The sequence below is a fragment of the Litchfieldella anticariensis FP35 = DSM 16096 genome (assembly GCF_000409775.1).
Classification (GTDB): Bacteria; Pseudomonadota; Gammaproteobacteria; order Pseudomonadales; family Halomonadaceae; genus Litchfieldella; species Litchfieldella anticariensis.
Genome location: NZ_KE332392.1, coordinates 315277 through 333981, shown reverse-complemented (window position 1 = coordinate 333981; position 18705 = coordinate 315277). Strand labels below are relative to the sequence as shown.

The following is an 18705-nucleotide window of genomic DNA, read 5'->3' as shown; positions in this document are numbered from 1 at the left end:
GGAGATGCCGGTCGTCACACTCATGCCTCCACCTCATCGTGATGCATGGCGACGAGGTGACCATCCTCCAGGCGCAGGCAGCGGTCGCAGCGTCGTGCCAAGGCATGATCATGAGTGACCAGCACCAGGGTGGTGCCAGCCTCGTGGTTGAGTTCGAACAACAGATCAATGATTTTCTTACCGGTGCCCTGGTCGAGATTACCGGTCGGCTCGTCGGCGAACACCAACTCTGGACCGGTGACGAAGGCGCGGGCCAAAGCCACACGTTGCTGCTCGCCCCCGGAAAGTTGCTTGGGAAGATGATCCAGGCGCTCTCCCAGCCCTACCCGAGTCAGCCAGTCATGCCCCCGCGCCTCGCTATCGGCAAGAGGCGACAACTCCAATGGCAGTAGCACGTTTTCCAGTGCTGTCAGTGTCGGCAACAATTGGAAGTTCTGAAACACGAAACCCACGCGACCGGCTCGCAGACGAGCACGGCCATCTTCGTCGAGTGCCGTCAACGATTCACCGAACAGGTCCAAGTCCCCCGTAGTCGGTGAGTCCAGCCCTGCCAGTAGCCCCAGCAACGTTGACTTGCCGGCACCACTGGCGCCGAGAATCGCCAGAGTCTCCCCCGGGAACACCGTGAGTCCCAAGTCACTCAGAATGGTCAACGGTCGCTCGCCACTAGTCACCTGCTTGCTCAAGGCTCGAGCGTGTAGAATCGGAGTCGAATCAGGTCGAGAGGAGTCGATCATGGTAAAAGAATTCCCTGTTTTCCTGCGCATTCCACGAAGTCCACAGCGTGTAGCTGCCCGGCTGTGGCTGGCATGTCTGGTCTGGTTATGTCTGGTAGCGGCGCCCGTTCACGCCGACACTCGTCCCACTCTGCTGGTAATGGGCGACAGTTTGAGTGCCGCCTATGGTATCGAGCAGGAACAGAGCTGGGTTCATCTGCTGGCCGAACGCCTAGGTGACGACATTCGGGTCATCAACGCCAGCATCAGTGGCGAAACTACCTCAGGAGGCCTATCGCGCTTGCCCGAGTTGTTACGACAGCATGAACCCGAGTTGGTGCTATTGGAACTCGGCGGCAACGATGGCTTGCGTGGACTATCACCGCGCCAGATGCATGCCAATCTGGCCAAGATGATCGAAGCCAGCCACGAGGCCGATGCCGGCGTACTGCTACTGGGTATCGATATCCCACCCAATTATGGCCCTGCATACCGCGAGGCGTTTCGCAATACCTACACCGAGCTTGCCGAGACATACAATGTGCCGCTGGTACCGTTCATTCTCGAGAATATCGCCCTTGATGAGTCGCTGATGCAAGGTGACGGTATTCATCCCACCGCCAGTGCCCAACCGATCATTCTCGACAACGTCTGGCCCAAGCTAGAAACACTGCTGGAGCGCCACGTCGACCTGTCGTTCAACACTCAGGACTGACTGGCCGGTTCGGGCGCCTTCTGGTGTTGTTGCAGGCCCAACCCCCCAAGAATCAGCAGCAGGCCGATCAGGGTCGAAGGCAGGATCGGCTCGCCGATGATAAAGAACAGTAACAGCAGTGATACTGGCGGCGACAGGAAGATCAGGTTGGCGACCTTGGCGGTGCGCGAGATACGTTGCACCGCCAGTTGCCACAGCACGAAAGCGACGCCCATCTCGAACAGCCCCACATAGACCCCCGCCCCCACTCCTGCCCAGCCATACCATTCGAATCCCGGACCCAGCACCACGAAGACCGTCAAAACCGGCAAGCCAATGCTGAAATTCTGCCACTGGGCTACCAAAGGCGGTCGGTGGTCGCGGGCGTTGAGCAGCCAGTACAATGCCCACAGCAGAGTCGAGGCCAGCGCCAGACCGACTCCCAGCGGATCGGTGAAAGCGACATCGAACACCGCTCCACGAGTGGCGATCACCCACACGCCGGCATAGGCGATCAGCCCAGCGACGATATCGAGACGGGTCAAGCGATGGCCGAGAATCGGTACCGCCAGAAACGCCATCGCCAACGCCCACGTATAGTTGAGTGCCATGGCTTCCTGACCGGGCAACCGATCATAGGCAGCAAACAGCACCAAGTAATAGGCCACCGGATTCATTAACCCAGCCCAGGCGGCAGTGCGCCAGCCCTGACGAACAGCCTGCCCCAGCAAGCCCTGGCGACTTACCAGTACCCCCATCAACGCCCAGGAAACCAATGCGGCAATCCACATTAGTTCGATCGGCGACATGATGGACAACGCTATCTTGAAGGCGGTGGCCACCGTGGACCACAACGCCACGGCCCCCAGACCGCACAGCATGGCCTGACGTTCCTGTGTCATTTTTACTCCCAGGCCTGTAGCCCCGAGCGGCAAGCTCCGGGCTGCAAATGAAAAGTCGAAGCTCGAAGCTCGAAGCTCGAAGCTCGAAGCTCGAAGCTCGAAGCTCGAAGCTCGAAGTCAGATTATCGATCGATATGACCGAGGTCGCGCTCGGGGTCGAGCCGGTCGCGAACACGCTGCTTGAGGGTTTTGATATCCGGGAAACCGCCGTCGCGCTTGCGTTCCCACAGTGAGACGTCGTCGTAAAAGATCTCGAAATAACCACCATGGGAAGGTATCAGCGCTACCTCTTCGAGCGACTCGCCAAAGGTGGAGAGCAGTTCCTGAGCGTACCAGCCAGCACGCAAAAGCCATTGGCATTGCGTGCAATAATGAATACGAATTCGTGCCATGTCGTCATGTCCGCCATAGGGTTGACGGCATGATAACAAGACCCTCCCATCAGGGTGAGCCTCATGCAGAATCGAATTTTTTCGCTTCCCCCTCTTGCTCTTCCGAGAATCTGACGCTATATAGGCCATCAGGCGCCGCCAGGTGCTCGATGGCGCCCTCCAGGCTCTTGACGAATCGTGTCCAAGCGCTTGTGCTATAGGGTGTAATATCAGAATCAGGGTCATGGGAGGGCATCGCATGAGCCGAGAACATCTAGTCAACAACTCCCTCGACGACGAGCAGGAATTCCTCGACGCCGTCAACGACGAACACTATACCCGTTCACGCTCTAGCAGTAAGGCCGATACCTTGCGTGCCCGGCGGCAAGTCGAGGCCTTGCTCGAGGAACGTCGTCTGAAACGTGCCATCGAGGATGATTGGCTGCTGGACATGGATGACGAGGAAGAAGAATAACCTCGCTGCGAAATGACACCGTGATGGGCGCACAAGCGCCCATCACCATTTGGGTTTGACCGTCGCAAGGCTAGCCTTTCGGGATAACGGCCACTATCATCGGTGGCCACTGAAACCCCTAACCCAAGTGGATGTCCATGGCGCAATACGTCTACACCATGAACCGGGTGGGCAAGGTCGTGCCCCCCAAGAAACAGATTCTCAAGGATATTTCGCTGTCCTTCTTTCCGGGCGCCAAGATCGGTGTGCTGGGTCTCAACGGGGCGGGAAAGTCGACCCTGCTGCGCATCATGGCGGGAGTGGATACCGAATACGAAGGCGAAGCCCGCCCCATGCCGGGTATCAATGTCGGTTACCTACCCCAGGAGCCACAGCTCGATGACGAAAAGAACGTCCGCGATACCGTCGAAGAAGCCCTGACCCATATCAAGGAGGCTCAGGAAAAGCTCGACGCCGTCTATGCCGCCTATGCCGAGCCGGATGCCGACTTCGATGCCTTGGCCTCCGAACAAGCACGCCTGGAAAACCTGATCGAAGCTGCTGACGCCCACAACCTCGAGCGCAAGCTCGATGTCGCTGCCGAAGCTCTGCGCTTGCCGCCTTGGGACGCTCAAGTCGGCAATCTCTCCGGGGGCGAGCGCCGCCGCGTGGCACTATGTCGCCTACTACTGTCCAATCCTGACATGCTGCTGCTCGACGAACCTACCAACCATCTGGATGCCGAATCAGTGGCTTGGCTGGAGCGCTTCCTCCACGACTATCCTGGTACCGTGGTGGCCATCACCCACGACCGCTACTTCCTCGATAACGTGGCGGGCTGGATTCTCGAACTCGATCGCGGTCAGGGCATTCCCTTCGAGGGCAACTACTCCCAGTGGCTAGAAGCCAAGGAAAAGCGTCTCGAGCAGGAGTCCAAGCAGGAAGTCTCACGTCAGAAGGCCATCAAGCAGGAGTTGGAGTGGGTTCGCAGCAACGCCAAAGGACGCCAGGCCAAGAGCAAGGCACGCCTGAATCGCTTCGAGGAGATGCAATCCGGCGACTTCCAGAAACGCAACGAGACCAACGAGATCTACATTCCGCCCGGTCCACGCTTGGGCGACAAGGTCATCGAATTCGATGGGGTCAGCAAGGGCTTCAACGGCCAATTGCTTTACGAAGACCTTTCTTTCAGCGTACCCAAGGGGGCCATTGTCGGTCTAGTGGGCGGTAACGGCGCCGGTAAGTCGACGCTGTTCAAGCTGATCACAGGCAAGGAGCAACCGGATGGCGGTGAGGTGGTGACCGGCGACACGGTCGATATCGCCTACGTCGAGCAGCTCCGCGACGCACTCGATAACAAGCAGACCGTATGGGAGGCCGTGTCCGACGGACAAGACATTCTCAACATCAACGGCTATGAGGTATCGTCACGCGCCTATGTGGGCCGCTTCAACTTCAAGGGCAACGATCAGCAGAAGCGTCTCTCCGAGCTATCCGGCGGTGAGCGCGGACGTCTGCAATTGGCTCAGACCCTGAAACAGGGTGCCAACGTGCTACTGCTTGATGAACCGTCCAACGACCTCGACGTCGAAACCCTGCGAGCCTTGGAAGAAGCCCTGCTCGCCTTCCCCGGCTGTGCCCTAGTGATCTCTCACGACCGTTGGTTCCTCGACCGTATCGCTACCCACATTCTCGGTTTCGAGGGCGAGTCTCAAGTGGTGTTCTTCGAAGGCAACTACACCGAGTATGAGGAAGATCACCGCAAGCGGGTTGGCGACGATACTCCACATCGGATGAAGTACAAGCGTATCGACGCATGAGGAAGTACTGAATACATGGCTGCGCGACTCAATCACTGCGTTACGCGGTGCTCGCTCTCCTCATGTAGCAGGTACATTCCGGGAGCTGCGCTCCGGGCGTCTTGTGATTAAGCCTGCTCGCCGATGCCTTCAGCACTCCCTGGATTCGTGCAGATAGGAAAACCCACTGACCTCGTGAACTGACCCCAATTGTTAGGGGTCAGTTCGCATTCGAGACGAGACTTTCTTGTGTCGGTCAGCGCCGGCCGCGAATCAACGACACAACGAACAGAATCAGAAACAGCACGAACAACACTTGGGCAATGGTTGCAGCCACACCTGCTATGCCACTAAAGCCCAGAACACCGGCAATGATAGCGATGATCAGAAATAGCATGGCGTTGCCGAGCATGAAGGTCTCCTTACCGTAAGGCAGGTTCATTTTTCAGACTCGGCACCCTTGACCAGAGCGTCAAGTTACCGATAGTAAGCGCCTGTATTTTCAGTAGAGGCTTACCTCTCCTTTCGGCCGGGTCTTGAAGCGCCGATGCAACCATAGATATTGCTCGGGGCGCTTGCGGATCGCCGTTTCGATGAACGCGTTGACCCGAGCGGCATCCGCTACCTCATCGCCACTGGGAAAATCATCCAATGGCGGCAAGTATTCCAGGGTATAGGTGCGGTTATCCGGGTTGCGGTGAAACATCAGCGGCATGACCGGGGCGCCGGTCATGCGGGCAATCTTGGCGGTAAGCTTGATCGAAGCAGCCTCCACGCCGAAAAAGGGCGCAAACACGCTGGCACCGCGACCGAAATCTTGATCGGGTGAATACCACACATTGTGACCGGACTTGATCCGTCGCACGACACCGCGCAGGTCGTGACGGTCGATGGCAGTACCGAAGATACGATTGCGCGCACGGGTCATGAAGCGTTCGAACAACGGATTGTCGTGGGGTCGATAGACGACATCGGCGGGAAAGAACAGGGAGTGCAAGGCCCCCCCCAGATCCAACGTGGAAAAGTGCACGCCGATGATCAGAGCCCCCTTGCCTTCGGCTTGGACTCGCGCCATGTGCTCCTGGCCCTTGAATGTTACCCGGTGGCGTAAATGCTCAGGGTCGCGACACCAACCAGTGGCGGTTTCCAATACCCCGATACCATTGGCAATGAAGGTCTCACGCACCAGTGCACGACGCTCATCCTCGCTCTTTTCGGGGAAACACAGCCGCAAATTGGTATCGGTGATATGTCGACGGCGCTTGGCCAGACACCAGGCCAGCAAGCCCAAGCTCTTGCCCAGCAACAGCTTCGCCCGCCACGGCAGCCAGGCACACAGGCGCATCAACCCAATGGCCATCCAGGTCGGCCAATAGCGGGGGTGTGCAAAGGAAGAAGGATACTCGGTCTTGGCCATACTAAAGGGGTAAACCCTCGCGTCGAGGGTCGTCTCCTGTTGTCAGTCGTGGACGTTGGCTTGGCGGGCCACACCCACCGGGCCACCATGATACCGTCTTGGCACCCGCGGTAGCACCCCGGTCAGCAAGGTATAACTGATGGTATCGCAGTGACTCGCCACATCATCTACCGACAGATACGTGCCGTCAGCCGCCCTACCCCACAGCACGACGGGGCTACCAATCCCGGCCTCGGGAATATCGGTCAAGTCTACAGTGAGCATGTCCATGGAGACCTTACCGGCAATCGAGGTGCGTTGACCGTTGACCAACACCGGCGTGCCATCCACGGCATGACGGTCGTAACCGTCTCCGTAACCACAGGCTACGACACCAATCCGCGAGGGCCGAGGAGCTTTCCAGCGTCCTGCATACCCAACCGGTTCGCCAGGTGCCAGATCGCGCACGGCGATGATTTCCGAGCGCAACGTCATCACCGGTGCCAGGCGGCGGGTTGCATCGTTGTCTCCCACAAGGGGGTTGCTGCCGTAAAGCATCACGCCTGGACGATTCCAGGCGCCATGGGCCTCGGGCCAAGCCAGAGTTGCTGGAGAGTTGGCCAAGCAAATGGGGGCTTTCAAGCGCTCCGCCAACGCGTTCAGCACACCTAATTGGTGGCGAAAATAACTCGGGTCCAACGCATCAGCGGTGGCAAAGTGACTCATCAGATGCAGGTCGGTGGCATACTCGGGGGCGGCAGCCAGACGTGCCCAGATCTGCTCGGCCCGATATGGATCGAAACCTAGACGATGCATGCCGGAATCGACCTTGAGCCAGGTTGGAATTGGCCGCCGTGGCCGATAAGCCAGTTGGGCCTCGAGTTGCCAGTCGCTATGCACCACGATCCATAGGTCCATGGTGTCGACAACTTCCAGTTCACATGCTTCGAAGATGCCTTCCAGCAACACGATGGGGATCTTGATGCCAGCCTCACGCAGCACACATGCCTCCTCGATGCTGGCCACGGCAAAAGCGGGCGCCAAGTCGCTCAGGGCATGGGCGCATGGCACGGCCCCGTGGCCATAGGCATCGGCCTTGAGCACGGCCAGAGTGCGGCTGTGTGGAGCCAAGTCACGGGCCAAACAGTAGTTATGACGCAGGGCATCGAGGTCGATATCGGCAGTCAGAGGCCGAGCCATGGGAGCTCTCCTGGAGTGAAACGAAAGGGCATGATTATTTGCCATTTACGCATCATTTTCACCAATGAAACACCCAAAAATCAGTCAATTCACGGAAGATAAACACAAATTACAGAAACATGATAGCTGATTCATTCATATGACTATGAGTAGGATTCGATATTTCCTGGCAGCTGTAGATACAGGTATGTAATGGGCTGGTGCACAATACGCGGTGAGGGATCGATGACCGACATGTGCCTTGCTTCTGCGGGGGAGCTATACGCTGTCAATGAGCCAGTACGTCGCACAAGGAACGAGTACACCCTCGGCCACACACATGACATCTCCCCGCCAATGGCTGGGGAGATGTCATGATCACTGGGATAAAGAGAAGTAACGGGTTACTCGAAGATGGCATCCAGCGACAAGCCCTGCTTCTCCAGCACCCGACGCAGCTTCTTCAGGGCCTCTACCTGAATCTGTCGCACTCGTTCACGAGTCAACCCGATCTCCTCGCCAACCTCTTCCAACGTAGCGGCCTCATGCCCACGCAGACCAAAGCGACGTACCACGACTTCCATCTGCTTGTCAGTCAGTTCGGCCAGCCAATCGTTGACGTGCTGCTTGACATCGACATCCACCAGCGACGACTCGGGTCCCAGATCATTGTCGTCGGCAAGCGTCTCGATCAGTGGCTTGTCACTTTCGCCACCCATCGGGTAGTCCACCGACGACACTCGTTCATTGAGCCCCATCATCTTTTTGACCGTAGTCACCGGCTTGTCGAGAAAATCGGCAATCTCCTCGGGCGTGGCTTCGTGGTCGAGCTTCTGGGTCAACTCGCGCGCTGCTCGCAGGTAAATGTTGAGTTCCTTGACCACATGAATGGGCAAGCGGATGGTTCGCGTCTGATTCATCAGCGCGCGCTCGATGGTCTGGCGAATCCACCACGTGGCATAGGTCGAGAAACGGAAGCCCCGCTCGGGATCGAACTTCTCGACCGCGCGGATCAGGCCCAGATTGCCCTCCTCGATCAAGTCGAGCAATGACAAGCCGCGATTGAGATAGCGTCGCGCGATCTTGACCACCAGTCGCAGGTTGGATTCGATCATTCTTGACCGACCAGCCGGATCTCCCTGCTGGGCCAGACGGCCGTAATACACCTCCTCCTCGGGGGTCAGTAGCGGTGAGAAGCCGATCTCGTTCAAGTAGATCTGCGTGGCATCGAGACTGTGATGATACTGATTCTCCTCACGGCTCAGTGCTTTCTCGAATTCCTGGTCATCCTTGACGCTGGCCTCGTCGTCATCGACGTCCAACTCTTCCTCGATGGCTTCGAGGTCCACATCCTGAAGGTCCCGTTCAAGCATGCTCATGTGTCGCTACCCCGTTCAGTGCTACCCAGATACACAACCGCCACGCTGTATCGACTTACCTTTCGCATGGCAACGGCTGCTGGTTGTTGTTGTGCGCTACAAGCCTATCATTCAACGCGACGGCAGGTATTCCAAGGGGTTCTGAGGTTGGCCATCCCGGCGTACCTCGAAGTGAAGCTTAACACCATCGGTATCGGTGTCACCCATGGTGGCAATCACCTCACCGGCTTCGACCACGTCATTCTCCTTGACTCTCAAGCTCTCGTTGTGTGCATAGGCACTGAGGAACTGATCGTTATGCTTCAGCAAGATCAGGTTACCGTAACCTCGCACACCACTTCCCGCGTATACCACGATTCCTGGTCCAGCCGCTTTGACAGGTTGCCCCTTTTGCCCGCCAATATCAATGCCGGCGGTGATACTCGAGCCCTCTCCGAAACTCGCCAACAGCGTTCCATCGGCAGGCCACTGCCAAGGTATGTCCTCCACCGGCGTATACGTCCGGCCATCATTCCCCCCTGTCGACGAATTGGACTCGCCAGCCACGGCGGCTCCGGCATCCGGTTGCTGCTGCGGCGGCTGTTGTTGCTGTGGCTGTGGCTGTTGCTGTGGCTGAGTATCGCGTGTCACCGATGACGACTGTGTGTCAGAGCTTGCCGGTTGCGTGGGCTGTGTATTGGCCCCCCCGGTGTTCGGCTCGGGCGAGGGTTCTGCAGCCTGACGGCTTGCGGCAAGCGCCTCACTCTCGGCGCGATCGCGTTCGCTCAGACGACCGTCGGCACCAGGACTGCCGTAATTGTAAATCGGGCCAGGAGCGTTGGTGACCTCGCTTTGTGACGGCGCTTGTCCACCAGCTGCCGCCGCGGCCCCCAGTGCCGCTTCGCTGGTACCCGACTCATCCAGGGAACGAGCCGTCAGGCGGCGATTGCGCTCGATGGCCTCCTGATCCGGTGACAGCCAGTCGAGATTGCCACTCTCGGTATTGATATCGGTAGCGCCACTCGCCTGAACGGCACCAGTGGTCTGAGCACCACTGGCCTGGGCACCACTCTCGGCCAGAGCTGATGCGGAAGCACCTCCTCCGGCACTGCCGCTGGCGTCGAGACGCAATTCCTGCCCCGGTTGCAGCCGGTAAGGAGGACCAATATTGTTGAGACGTGCCAGATCACGAAAATCCATGTCATGCCGCCAGGCAATCCCATACAGAGTATCGCCGGCTTCAACTGTATAAGTACTCGCCTGTGCTCGCTCGCGGCTCATCGACAGGTCGCGCACCTGGACCTGCGAGGGCCCCTCCGACTGGGTAGCACAACCTGCCATGCTCAACGCCATGGCAGAAATCAACAGGGCCTTACGCATCGGAGCCTTCCTCCTTGTGAGGGTGTGCCTTGGATGGACGGGGCTCTCTGCCGACCACCAGCACCAATATCAAACCAGCCAGCATCAATGCCAGCACACCAAAGAGCTGCGCGGATTCTCCGGTCAGCAACGCATAATCACCAGGTGATAGATAACGATAATCCAGCGGGATCATCCGCCCATCCGCTCCCAACTGATACCTGACCAGTTCACGCCATGGCCACAAGGTTGGCAGGGATCCCAGGATGAAGCCGACCAACAGTTGCAACGTTGCAGTATGGAAGTGATGCAACATCCAGGACAATAACCGCGAGAAGAAGAACAGCCCAAGAGCACAGCCCAAACCGAACTGTGCGATCAAGGCCAAATCGAAACCTTTGATGCCCTCCATCACTGTGCCGTACAGCCCCATGGTCAGCAGCAGGAAGCTTCCCGATACCCCAGGCAACATCATGGCGCTGATGGCGATGGCTCCCCCAGCGACCAGCAATAACGACTCCGACCCTAACGACGCCATATGAGGCATCAGCCCGGGCAGAGCGCTGGCCAACAGCAGCCCCCCAACCAATGGGATCGCATGCCATAGCCGCCAGTCTGGCAACTTGCGGGTGATGACCAACGCCGAGGCCGCCACCAAACCAAAGAAGAAAGCATCCAGCAACAATCCATGCTCGGCCATCAGGTAAGTCACCAAATGCGCCATACTGACCAGGCTGGCAGCAATACCTGCAAGCAATGGCACGATAAAGGCCAGGTTGAGATGGGCAGCAAGCCCGACCCAACCACTACGGCGCCAGGCAGTAAAGGCGGAGGGACCGAATTGCTTGATGGTGTCGATCAATTCCTCGTAGATGCCAGTGATGAAGGCAATGGTCCCTCCCGAGACCCCGGGAACCGCGTCGGCCGCTCCCATGCCGGCTCCCTTCAGGAAAATCGAATACGAACGCTTCAACGAATAACTCCTTGCAACAACGGGACGAAGCGCACCGGCTCCAAGCGTTGATAATCGAAGTCGTCGCCCTTGCGACGAACTTGGGTTAACCATTGACTGCCATCAGCCTCTTCCAATGGCGCGATCAGCCTTCCACCGTCGGCGAGCTGGGCCAGCAACTCCTCGGGGAGCTCGCGAGCACAGGCCGTCAGCAAAATGGCATCGAAGGGTGCCGCTTCAGGCCAGCCGTGACCACCGTCCGCAAGACGCAACCGCACATTGGAGACCCTAAGGCGGCGCAGACGTTCACTGGCGCGTTGGTACAAGGCGGTAATCCGTTCTATCGACCACAATTGCGGTACCAGTCGCGCGAGAATCAGCGTCTGATATCCGGAGCCGGTACCAATTTCCAGAACATGATCAGGCGATTCAGCGATCACCAGTTCGGTCATGCGTGCCACGATCCAAGGCTGTGACAGGGTCTGGCCATGACCAATGGGCAAGGAGGTATCTTCATAGGCGCGATGGGCCAGGGCCTCATCCAGGAACAGGTGACGCGGTTCATGTCGAATGATCTCCAGGACCCGGATATCCTCGATGCCTCCTGCCCGCAAGCGGGCAACCAAACGATCACGAGTACGTTGCGATGTCATACCGACACCGCGCAATTCATGTGAGTGCATCCAACCAGCCCTGAACGTCATCCAATGCCGCATGCCGAGTCAGATCGGTCTGCAACGGCGTGATCGAGACGAATCCCGCCTGTATGGCGGCGAAATCGGTATCCGGACCATCATCGGCATTTTCACCGACCCCCGCTATCCAGTAGCGTTCGCGACCACGTGGATCACGAACCTTCAGCGGCTGAGCTGCCGGGCCACGATAGCCCAGTCGTGTGACCCGAAACCCACGGATCGACTCCCATGGTAAGTCCGGCACATTGACATTGAGCAGACTGCGCGGTGGTAACGACAATTGGTCAGCAGCACCGATCAGGCTCGCAGCAACCCGGCCGGCGGAGTCGAAATGGCGTGTTCCCACCAACGACATGGCGATTGCCGGCATGCCAAGATTACGCCCTTCCATGGCAGCGGCGACAGTGCCGGAATACAGCACATCGTCCCCCAAGTTGCCGCCATGGTTGATTCCCGAGATCACCAGGTCCGGCTTCTCGTCCCAGACGCCGTTAACCCCCAGATATACGCAATCGGCCGGAGTACCATCAACGCTGTAAAAGCCATTCTCGAGGTCACTCAACGCCAAGGGGCGTGACAGGGTAAGTGAATTGCTGGCCCCACTCTTGTCGCGATCCGGAGCCACTACCCGTATACGCGCGTGAGGGCTTAACGCCTCATAGAGCGCCCGCAATCCCGGTGCGTGTACACCGTCGTCATTGGACAGCAAAAGTTTTCTCATCGTCTCTCCCTGATGAGTCCATGTACCACTCGAACATCGTGAACCGAGATGCCCTTCACAGGCTGGAATGCATCATCAGTTCACGCACCACCGACGTGGCAAAGGCCCCACGGGGCAGTTCGAAGCTCAGTGTCAGGGCTGTTTCGTCGTGCTCGAGCAATGGCGCATGCAGCCGCACCCGCAAGGGGCGTCGCGACATACGCACTCCGGCCCTCTGCAACCCCTCGCATAATATGGGTTCCTCGGTACATAGCGCATTTTCACAAGCGGCCGCTTGTGCCCGGCTGACCAGACGGCCCTCTCCCCACAGAACACCACTGGGATGTACGTCCAGACACTCCAGTCGACCCTGTAACTCATCGTCAATGGTATCAGCCACGAACTGACTGGCCGTACCATCGAGTATCAGCACTTCGCCAGGCAGCGCCGCCGCCCAGTTCCCCTCCGTGATGCGACGGGCCAACAACATATTGAACAGATAGCTACGCGCGGTGGAAAGCAGCATACCCTCGCGGTCATCACGCTTGCGCCAGCCGCGTTCCAACACGGTCCTAGCCTTGATCAGATTGCGCCCTCCAGGGCCAAAGCGCTGGGGGCCGAAGTAATTGGGTACTCCATGGTCGCACAGCCACTGCCAACGCCGTTCCACGCCGGGATCACGAACCACCTCGCCCGTGAGCCGCAACCTGAAACGATTGGCGCGATGCACCCCACGCTTGAGCTTGCGTGGATGACGCACCTGCTCAAGCAGTGTCACTGGCACATCCGCTAGCTGCTCACTCAGGTCCACCGGCGCCTCTCGCCCCGGCAAGTGAACCGATAGCCACTGCCGAGTGATGGCAACCCGATCCTTCATACCGGAGTAGCCAATGTCGCGCACTGCGACGCCACAGATTCGAGCCAACCGCTTGACCAATTCCAAGGTGGTCAGGTCTCGCTTCTCCACCCACAACCAGAGATGCTCACCTTCACCTTCCGGTGCAAACCCCAGAACTTCTTCGACCTGAAAATCCTCGGGAATCGCACGATAATTGCCATGAAGAGGAGACTCTCCCACCACTTCATCCAGTGCCCGGGGCCAGGCCGGCGGCCAAGAGATCGGCATCGCCGTCACCGACTCAGTTGCCATGGCCCTCTCCCGCCTGCAGCAGTACCACAGCTTCCGCCGCCACTCCTTCGCCACGCCCGGTAAAGCCCAAACCTTCGGTCGTGGTTGCCTTGACATTGACCGCTGTCCGGGAAACCTGCAGGTCCTCGGCGATATGGGTAATCATCGTCTCGATATATGGCGACATCTTAGGCAGTTGGGCGATCAGGGTGGCATCAAGATTGCCGACGCGATAACCACGCGCGATTATCAGTTCGACGACCTGACGCAACAGCTCACGACTGTCGGCTCCCGCCCAGGCAGGATCGGTATCGGGAAAGTGTTGGCCGATGTCGCCCAGGGCACAGGCCCCCAGCAACGCATCGCTGATCGCATGTAACAACACATCGCCATCGGAGTGAGCCACGAAACCATGAGCGAAGGGTATTCTGACCCCACCGATCATCAGGTAGTCGCCAGTACCGAAACGATGCACATCGAAGCCATGGCCTATTCTCAGGGTCATGTCAGCTCTCTTGCCGATGATGGGAAACAGGGGGTATCGATGACAGTTCCAAGGCAGCCTGGGTAGCAAGGATATGCGCCGCTAGCGCCAAATCCTCGGGATGAGTGATCTTGAGGTTGTCGCGCCGAGCCGCTACCAACCTTGGCGAGACACCCAAGGCTTCCACTGCCGATGCTTCGTCCGTGACCGCTAGGCCACGTTCTCGGGCCACATCAAAAGCACGACACAACAAACGATAACGAAATCCCTGAGGTGTCAGTGCCTGCCATAATCCCTCACGGGACACAGTCGTTCGCACATGCGCATGGCCATCATCGCGTTTTACGGTGTCGGCGACCGGCGCTGCCAACAGCGCCCCGGCCGGCTCCCCGTTCAACACCTCGACCAAACGCCAAAGATCCTCGATCCAGACGCAGGGGCGCGCCACGTCATGCACCAGTATCAGATCGTCATCGGCCGCCTCCCCGGCAAGTATCGCCAAGGCGTTGGCTACCGAATCCACTCGTTCGGTACCCCCCTTCACCCGGCGCCAATCATCGAAGGGCACCCAAGCAGAGTCGAACCAGCGATCATCACTATCCAGACACAGGCACAACCCCGCCTGGGGTATGGCTCGATGCAAACGCTCCAGCGTATGCGCCAATACCGGTCGTCCATCGATCTGCAAGTACTGCTTGGGGCGCTCGGCGCCCATGCGCCTACCCTGCCCTGCAGCTGGAACCACCCACCACAAGCGGCTCATGGACGAGGCTCCTCGCCAGTTTTGGGCTGTGGGTTGAGATTCAGAGCCTGCTGCCCGACGATCGATGCCTCAGCCACCACCCCTGGCACCCAGAAAAACTGCTCATCCTCGCGCACCATGCCAATATCGCTGCGAGCACGCTCTTCAATGGCGTCCAGGCCGGTCTTCAAGTCCATGACCTCAGCCGCCAAGCGTTGGTTACGCGCCCGCAATGGTCGATTCTCTTCCTCCAGCGCATCGGCACGAGCTCGGATCTGCGCCAACTCTCGTAATCCACCCTCGCCGAACCACAGGCGATACTGCAACAACACAAACAAGGCGATCAGCACAATAGCGAGCCGCTTCAACATCCTGGCGTCCTGTCGGGAAACTCAATGCCAAGCATTATGCCATTATCGTCCGCGATGCGCAGAGCCCAAGCGCGCGATATCCCGCTTCAGGTTCGTTTGAAAGGGAGTGACTCATCGAGGTGCTTTCGATATGCCGTGATATAGCGCTGCTCCTCGGTGCAGAAACGTGATACGGCCTGGTACAGATGGGGATCGGCAAGATGGTGAAGTGAGCGTAGGAGCCGCGGCGCAAAGCCGCGCATCAGTTTATGCTCGCCTTGGGTACCAGGATCGAAGTGGGTCAACCCTTGGGCCAGGCAATGTTCGATGCCCTGGTAATAGCAGGCTTCGAAATGCAGACAGTCGGCTTCCACCTCACTGCCCCAATAACGCCCGTACAAGGTATCGCCTCCCTGCAGACATAATGCCGCCGCCACCGGCCGGCTTCCCAAGCGAGCCTGGATCAGCACCAGAGCATCAGGCATGGTCGCAAGCAAGCGCTCGAAAAATGCCAGGTTCAAGTAGCCTTGCTGGCCACGTTCGAGATAGGTGATTTGGTAACAACGATAGAAATGCGTCAACGCTTCGTGGTCTATGTCACTCCCTACCAGGCGACGTAGATGGATTCCCTGATCGGCGACTATTCTTCGCTCGCGCCGAATCTCTTTGCGACGCTTCGAGGTCAGTACGGCAAGAAAGCCATCGAAATCACCGTAGTCGGCATCCTGCCACTGGAACTGGACGCTGTGCCGTTCCAACAATGACGGGCGCACTGCTTGCCACGCATCGACATCATCGTCCTCGGCAAACAACAGGTGCCAGCTCGACAGCTCACTGCCTTCCCAAGCATTGGCCAGCAATTCCCGCGCGTCGAAAGGGTCGATTCCTTTTGCTAATCCCAGACGCGGCCCCGGCGCCGGAGTAAAGGGAATTGCCGTCAGTGCCTTGGGATAGTAGTGGCCACCGGCGCGTTTCCAAGCATCTGCCCAGGCCCAGTCGAAGACGTATTCACCAAAGGAGTGATACTTGTGATAACACGGCATTACCCCCACAAGATTGCCAGCCTGCCACAATCCAAGATGCCGTGGTACCCAGCCACTTCGAGCACTGGCGGCACCGCTGGCCTCCAGTGCATGCAGGAACTCATGACGCAGGAACGGGTAAGCATCGCCAACCAAGGCATTCCAGGCCTCGGCAGGCAATGCCTCGATGGTAGATACGGTCTGCAGCGACAAGCCTTCTCGTGTAACGCTTGCACGTGTCTCGGACATGCTTCCCTCTCGGCGACCTTAACTCCAAGAGCAAAGCATGTCCGACACATCGCTGCCAAGGGTGGAGAGCAGGCCCCGGATCAGTGCGATGCTTGTTGTACGCGATTGCGCCCCAGACGCTTAGCCGCATAGAGCCCCATGTCGGCACGGTGCAACAAGGCCTTCATGGACTCGTCCCGGTGACGTTCGGCGATACCAAAACTGACAGTGAAGTTGAGCCACTGACCGTGAAACTCGACACGCACCTGCTCGAACTTGCAACGCAAGCGCTCGGCAAGCACCAACGCTTCCTGTAAGGATTGCCCATTCAAGATCAGAGCGAACTCTTCGCCACCAATGCGACCGAAGATGTCATTGGCTCTCAGGGTCGTTCGACACACCTCTCCCAAGCAGGCCAATACCAGATCGCCCGCCGCATGCCCCCAAGAATCGTTGGTGGCTTTGAAGTGATCGATATCGAACAGCACTACGGAAACCCGAGTATTGGTGTGGTCAGCCGACTCGAGCGAGCTTTCCAGACACCCCATGAAGGCTGCGCGATTGAGAGCCCCGGTCAGGCTGTCGGTAGTTGAAAGCTCGTGCAGTCGCATATCGCGACGCTTGCGATCGGTGATGTCGCGTGCCACCGCCAGTAACCATTCGTAGCGCCCATTGAGTGGGCTGAGATAAGGAGAGCAGCTAGTTTCCAGCCATACGTAGTGCCCCCTGGCATGGCGAACCCGCACCTCGAAACGTAGCGTTTCTCCCCGACACGCTGCCTCATGCAAAAGGCGCTGCACACGGGGAGCATCATCCGGCGGCAATAACGTAATCAACGCTCGCCCCTCCAACCCCCCTTGCACATAACCCAATACCTCGGTCACGGCCGGCGAAGCGAACTGACAGATACCATCGGCATCCATCAGAATGATGAGATCGGAAGCATTCTCGACGATGAAGCGATATCGACGCTCACTCTCCATCAATGCCAGTTGCGAGTGCTTATGCGACGTGATGTCCTCACAGAATCCGTGCCATAGCACACCGCCATCTCTCTCACGTTGCGGCGTGGCATGGCAACGAATCCAACGGATATCGCCTTGAGGGTGACAATAGCGAAACTCGTGACGCCACTCCTCGAGTTTCAAGGCGCTACGCTGGATACTACGCCATAAGGCATTGACATCTTCAGGATGGACCCGGGACAACATTTGCCACGGATCACGCATCACCTCTTCCGCAGCGATTCCGAACATCGGCTGCATCCTGGCGCTGACCAGAGGGAAGCCGAACAAGCCTTCCGGCGAGAGCCGATACTGGAAAAGTATTCCCGGCAATTGTTCACTGAGCCGCTCAAAGCGACGCAGCAACCCCAGGTTCTCCACCACCCGTGTATTCATGTTCATGTTCATGGTGTTCCCTTGACCGCCGCTATGACGACCTCCGGTACGGGCAGCATGACATCGATATTGGTTCAACGCGGCCTGGCGGATCCCGTCATACCGAGCGAGTCGTCAGCACGGGCGTCTTTGCACCCTTTTCGTGACTGATGATTCTCAAGACCTCGAAACTGATCCCCCAGACTGGATGTCACTAGCGCCCTAAGTTCCTCGCTACTCAGGTTGACACGCTCAACGCCCCGCCCTGTCTCCCACACCATTAACAATGCCGGTGTTGGTCTTGTCTGATCGACACCCACAATACGCCCTTCGCGACCTCGACGAGCATCGCGCAAGCGTGATCCCAGCAGGGTATGAACTCCATCTACACTATCGTGCATGGCACAGGGCCGCCAGCCACCGCATACAGATGATACCGAAGTGATCCTTTACCAGCAGCTTAGCAGCTTGTTCATTCCGCGCAGGGGAATTCGCTGCGCTCCTTGACAACACCACACCAAGAAACGCACTGAAAAAAGTCACGAGTCGGGTAGTGAGCAAGGTATGCCGCACGAGAAAGACGAGATGCAACATGGTGTTAGACAGGCTTTCGACTGACTGGCATCCCAGCGCCAAACAACGCAGGCGTGCTCTTCCAGGCTATCCGGGCGCTCGAACAGGCACAAAAAGGGGTGCCATCAGGCACCCTAGAGACGCGACTGTTGATAGGTAGGACATCATGCCATGCGACATTCCGAGCGGAGCCGTGAGTGCGCGAAGAAGTCGCAGCGGCATG

The 18705-nt window shown here is 58.3% G+C and carries 20 protein-coding genes; 3 read left to right on the top strand and 17 right to left on the bottom strand.

Going from position 1 to position 18705, the window contains the following annotated elements; genetic code table 11:
* Positions 1 to 20: 20 nt before the first annotated feature.
* Positions 21 to 737 (bottom strand): ABC transporter ATP-binding protein, encoded by a 717-nt coding sequence (locus L861_RS17140; RefSeq protein ID WP_016417901.1) that lies wholly within the window; start codon positions 735 to 737, stop codon positions 21 to 23.
* On the opposite strand from L861_RS17140, the gene L861_RS17135 reads away from it, so the two are divergent.
* Complete coding sequence (locus L861_RS17135; RefSeq protein WP_016417900.1) at positions 736 to 1431, top strand: arylesterase; 696 nt, start codon at positions 736 to 738, stop codon at positions 1429 to 1431. The genes L861_RS17140 and L861_RS17135 overlap by 2 nt on opposite strands.
* On the opposite strand, the gene L861_RS17130 is transcribed toward L861_RS17135, so the two are convergent.
* Positions 1422 to 2312, bottom strand: a complete 891-nt coding sequence (locus L861_RS17130; protein WP_016417899.1) for a DMT family transporter — start codon at positions 2310 to 2312, stop codon at positions 1422 to 1424. The two genes, L861_RS17135 and L861_RS17130, sit on opposite strands and share 10 nt — an antisense overlap.
* A gap of 122 nt (positions 2313 to 2434) precedes the next feature.
* Positions 2435 to 2704: an Rdx family protein gene (locus L861_RS17125; RefSeq protein ID WP_016417898.1), complete on the bottom strand. Its 270-nt coding sequence runs from the start codon at positions 2702 to 2704 to the stop codon at positions 2435 to 2437.
* Between the two features lie 238 nt (positions 2705 to 2942).
* On the opposite strand from L861_RS17125, the gene L861_RS17120 reads away from it, so the two are divergent.
* Positions 2943 to 3158, top strand: a complete 216-nt coding sequence (locus L861_RS17120; RefSeq protein ID WP_016417896.1) for a PA3496 family putative envelope integrity protein — start codon at positions 2943 to 2945, stop codon at positions 3156 to 3158.
* A gap of 137 nt (positions 3159 to 3295) precedes the next feature.
* The gene (ettA, locus tag L861_RS17115) at positions 3296 to 4957 is read left to right on the top strand and encodes an energy-dependent translational throttle protein EttA (RefSeq protein ID WP_016417895.1); all 1662 of its coding nucleotides are present in this window, start codon (positions 3296 to 3298) and stop codon (positions 4955 to 4957) included.
* A gap of 235 nt (positions 4958 to 5192) precedes the next feature.
* On the opposite strand, the gene L861_RS24280 is transcribed toward ettA, so the two are convergent.
* The 14 genes from L861_RS24280 to L861_RS17045 form a co-directional block, all read right to left on the bottom strand.
* Positions 5193 to 5348, bottom strand: a complete 156-nt coding sequence (locus L861_RS24280) for a DUF1328 domain-containing protein (protein ID WP_016417894.1) — start codon at positions 5346 to 5348, stop codon at positions 5193 to 5195.
* A 90-nt stretch (positions 5349 to 5438) separates the two neighbouring features.
* The gene (gene lpxL / locus L861_RS17105) at positions 5439 to 6353 is read right to left on the bottom strand and encodes an LpxL/LpxP family Kdo(2)-lipid IV(A) lauroyl/palmitoleoyl acyltransferase (protein WP_016417893.1); all 915 of its coding nucleotides are present in this window, start codon (positions 6351 to 6353) and stop codon (positions 5439 to 5441) included.
* A 42-nt stretch (positions 6354 to 6395) separates the two neighbouring features.
* Complete coding sequence (gene alr, locus L861_RS17100) at positions 6396 to 7532, bottom strand: alanine racemase (RefSeq protein ID WP_016417892.1); 1137 nt, start codon at positions 7530 to 7532, stop codon at positions 6396 to 6398.
* 383 nt (positions 7533 to 7915) lie between these two features.
* Positions 7916 to 8890, bottom strand: coding sequence for an RNA polymerase sigma factor RpoS (gene rpoS / locus L861_RS17095; RefSeq protein WP_027947878.1), 975 nt, complete (start codon positions 8888 to 8890; stop codon positions 7916 to 7918).
* Between the two features lie 111 nt (positions 8891 to 9001).
* Positions 9002 to 10249, bottom strand: a complete 1248-nt coding sequence (locus L861_RS17090; protein ID WP_016417890.1) for a peptidoglycan DD-metalloendopeptidase family protein — start codon at positions 10247 to 10249, stop codon at positions 9002 to 9004.
* On the bottom strand, positions 10242 to 11201 hold the full coding sequence (locus L861_RS17085) for a DUF368 domain-containing protein (protein ID WP_016417889.1): 960 nt from the start codon (positions 11199 to 11201) through the stop codon (positions 10242 to 10244). Before L861_RS17085 ends, L861_RS17090 begins: the two co-directional genes overlap by 8 nt.
* Positions 11198 to 11833, bottom strand: a complete 636-nt coding sequence (locus tag L861_RS17080; RefSeq protein ID WP_236617174.1) for a protein-L-isoaspartate(D-aspartate) O-methyltransferase — start codon at positions 11831 to 11833, stop codon at positions 11198 to 11200. Before L861_RS17080 ends, L861_RS17085 begins: the two co-directional genes overlap by 4 nt.
* A 16-nt stretch (positions 11834 to 11849) precedes the next feature.
* Complete coding sequence (gene surE / locus L861_RS17075) at positions 11850 to 12596, bottom strand: 5'/3'-nucleotidase SurE (RefSeq protein WP_016417887.1); 747 nt, start codon at positions 12594 to 12596, stop codon at positions 11850 to 11852.
* A gap of 55 nt (positions 12597 to 12651) precedes the next feature.
* Positions 12652 to 13725 (bottom strand): tRNA pseudouridine(13) synthase TruD, encoded by a 1074-nt coding sequence (truD, locus tag L861_RS17070; protein WP_016417886.1) that lies wholly within the window; start codon positions 13723 to 13725, stop codon positions 12652 to 12654.
* Positions 13715 to 14203, bottom strand: coding sequence for a 2-C-methyl-D-erythritol 2,4-cyclodiphosphate synthase (ispF, locus tag L861_RS17065; protein WP_027947876.1), 489 nt, complete (start codon positions 14201 to 14203; stop codon positions 13715 to 13717). The genes truD and ispF overlap by 11 nt, the downstream gene beginning before the upstream one ends.
* Before the next feature lie 7 nt (positions 14204 to 14210).
* Entirely contained in the window at positions 14211 to 14951 is a 741-nt protein-coding gene (gene ispD, locus L861_RS17060; RefSeq protein ID WP_016417884.1) for a 2-C-methyl-D-erythritol 4-phosphate cytidylyltransferase, read from the bottom strand.
* Positions 14948 to 15301 carry a cell division protein FtsB gene (gene ftsB, locus L861_RS17055; RefSeq protein WP_016417883.1) on the bottom strand — a complete coding sequence of 118 codons (354 nt, stop codon included), beginning with the start codon at positions 15299 to 15301 and terminating at the stop codon, positions 14948 to 14950. The genes ispD and ftsB overlap by 4 nt, the downstream gene beginning before the upstream one ends.
* Before the next feature lie 86 nt (positions 15302 to 15387).
* Positions 15388 to 16551 (bottom strand): GNAT family N-acetyltransferase, encoded by a 1164-nt coding sequence (locus tag L861_RS17050; RefSeq protein ID WP_016417882.1) that lies wholly within the window; start codon positions 16549 to 16551, stop codon positions 15388 to 15390.
* 80 nt (positions 16552 to 16631) lie between these two features.
* Positions 16632 to 17936, bottom strand: coding sequence for a sensor domain-containing diguanylate cyclase (locus tag L861_RS17045; RefSeq protein WP_161629066.1), 1305 nt, complete (start codon positions 17934 to 17936; stop codon positions 16632 to 16634).
* Between the last annotated feature and the right edge of the window lie 769 nt (positions 17937 to 18705).

Coding starts and splice junctions, on each gene's coding strand:
- L861_RS17135 (WP_016417900.1), top strand. CDS start 736: ATGGTAAAAGAATTCCCTGTTTTCCTGCGCATTCCACGAAGTCCACAG.
- L861_RS24280 (WP_016417894.1), bottom strand. CDS start 5,348: ATGCTCGGCAACGCCATGCTATTTCTGATCATCGCTATCATTGCCGGT.
- ftsB (WP_016417883.1), bottom strand. CDS start 15,301: ATGTTGAAGCGGCTCGCTATTGTGCTGATCGCCTTGTTTGTGTTGTTG.
- L861_RS17090 (WP_016417890.1), bottom strand. CDS start 10,249: ATGCGTAAGGCCCTGTTGATTTCTGCCATGGCGTTGAGCATGGCAGGT.
- L861_RS17130 (WP_016417899.1), bottom strand. CDS start 2,312: ATGACACAGGAACGTCAGGCCATGCTGTGCGGTCTGGGGGCCGTGGCG.
- L861_RS17045 (WP_161629066.1), bottom strand. CDS start 17,936: ATGAACATGAATACACGGGTGGTGGAGAACCTGGGGTTGCTGCGTCGC.
- L861_RS17050 (WP_016417882.1), bottom strand. CDS start 16,551: ATGTCCGAGACACGTGCAAGCGTTACACGAGAAGGCTTGTCGCTGCAG.
- ettA (WP_016417895.1), top strand. CDS start 3,296: ATGGCGCAATACGTCTACACCATGAACCGGGTGGGCAAGGTCGTGCCC.
- L861_RS17080 (WP_236617174.1), bottom strand. CDS start 11,833: ATGACATCGCAACGTACTCGTGATCGTTTGGTTGCCCGCTTGCGGGCA.
- L861_RS17120 (WP_016417896.1), top strand. CDS start 2,943: ATGAGCCGAGAACATCTAGTCAACAACTCCCTCGACGACGAGCAGGAA.
- L861_RS17125 (WP_016417898.1), bottom strand. CDS start 2,704: ATGGCACGAATTCGTATTCATTATTGCACGCAATGCCAATGGCTTTTG.
- rpoS (WP_027947878.1), bottom strand. CDS start 8,890: ATGAGCATGCTTGAACGGGACCTTCAGGATGTGGACCTCGAAGCCATC.
- alr (WP_016417892.1), bottom strand. CDS start 7,532: ATGGCTCGGCCTCTGACTGCCGATATCGACCTCGATGCCCTGCGTCAT.
- surE (WP_016417887.1), bottom strand. CDS start 12,596: ATGAGAAAACTTTTGCTGTCCAATGACGACGGTGTACACGCACCGGGA.
- lpxL (WP_016417893.1), bottom strand. CDS start 6,353: ATGGCCAAGACCGAGTATCCTTCTTCCTTTGCACACCCCCGCTATTGG.
- ispD (WP_016417884.1), bottom strand. CDS start 14,951: ATGAGCCGCTTGTGGTGGGTGGTTCCAGCTGCAGGGCAGGGTAGGCGC.
- truD (WP_016417886.1), bottom strand. CDS start 13,725: ATGGCAACTGAGTCGGTGACGGCGATGCCGATCTCTTGGCCGCCGGCC.
- L861_RS17140 (WP_016417901.1), bottom strand. CDS start 737: ATGATCGACTCCTCTCGACCTGATTCGACTCCGATTCTACACGCTCGA.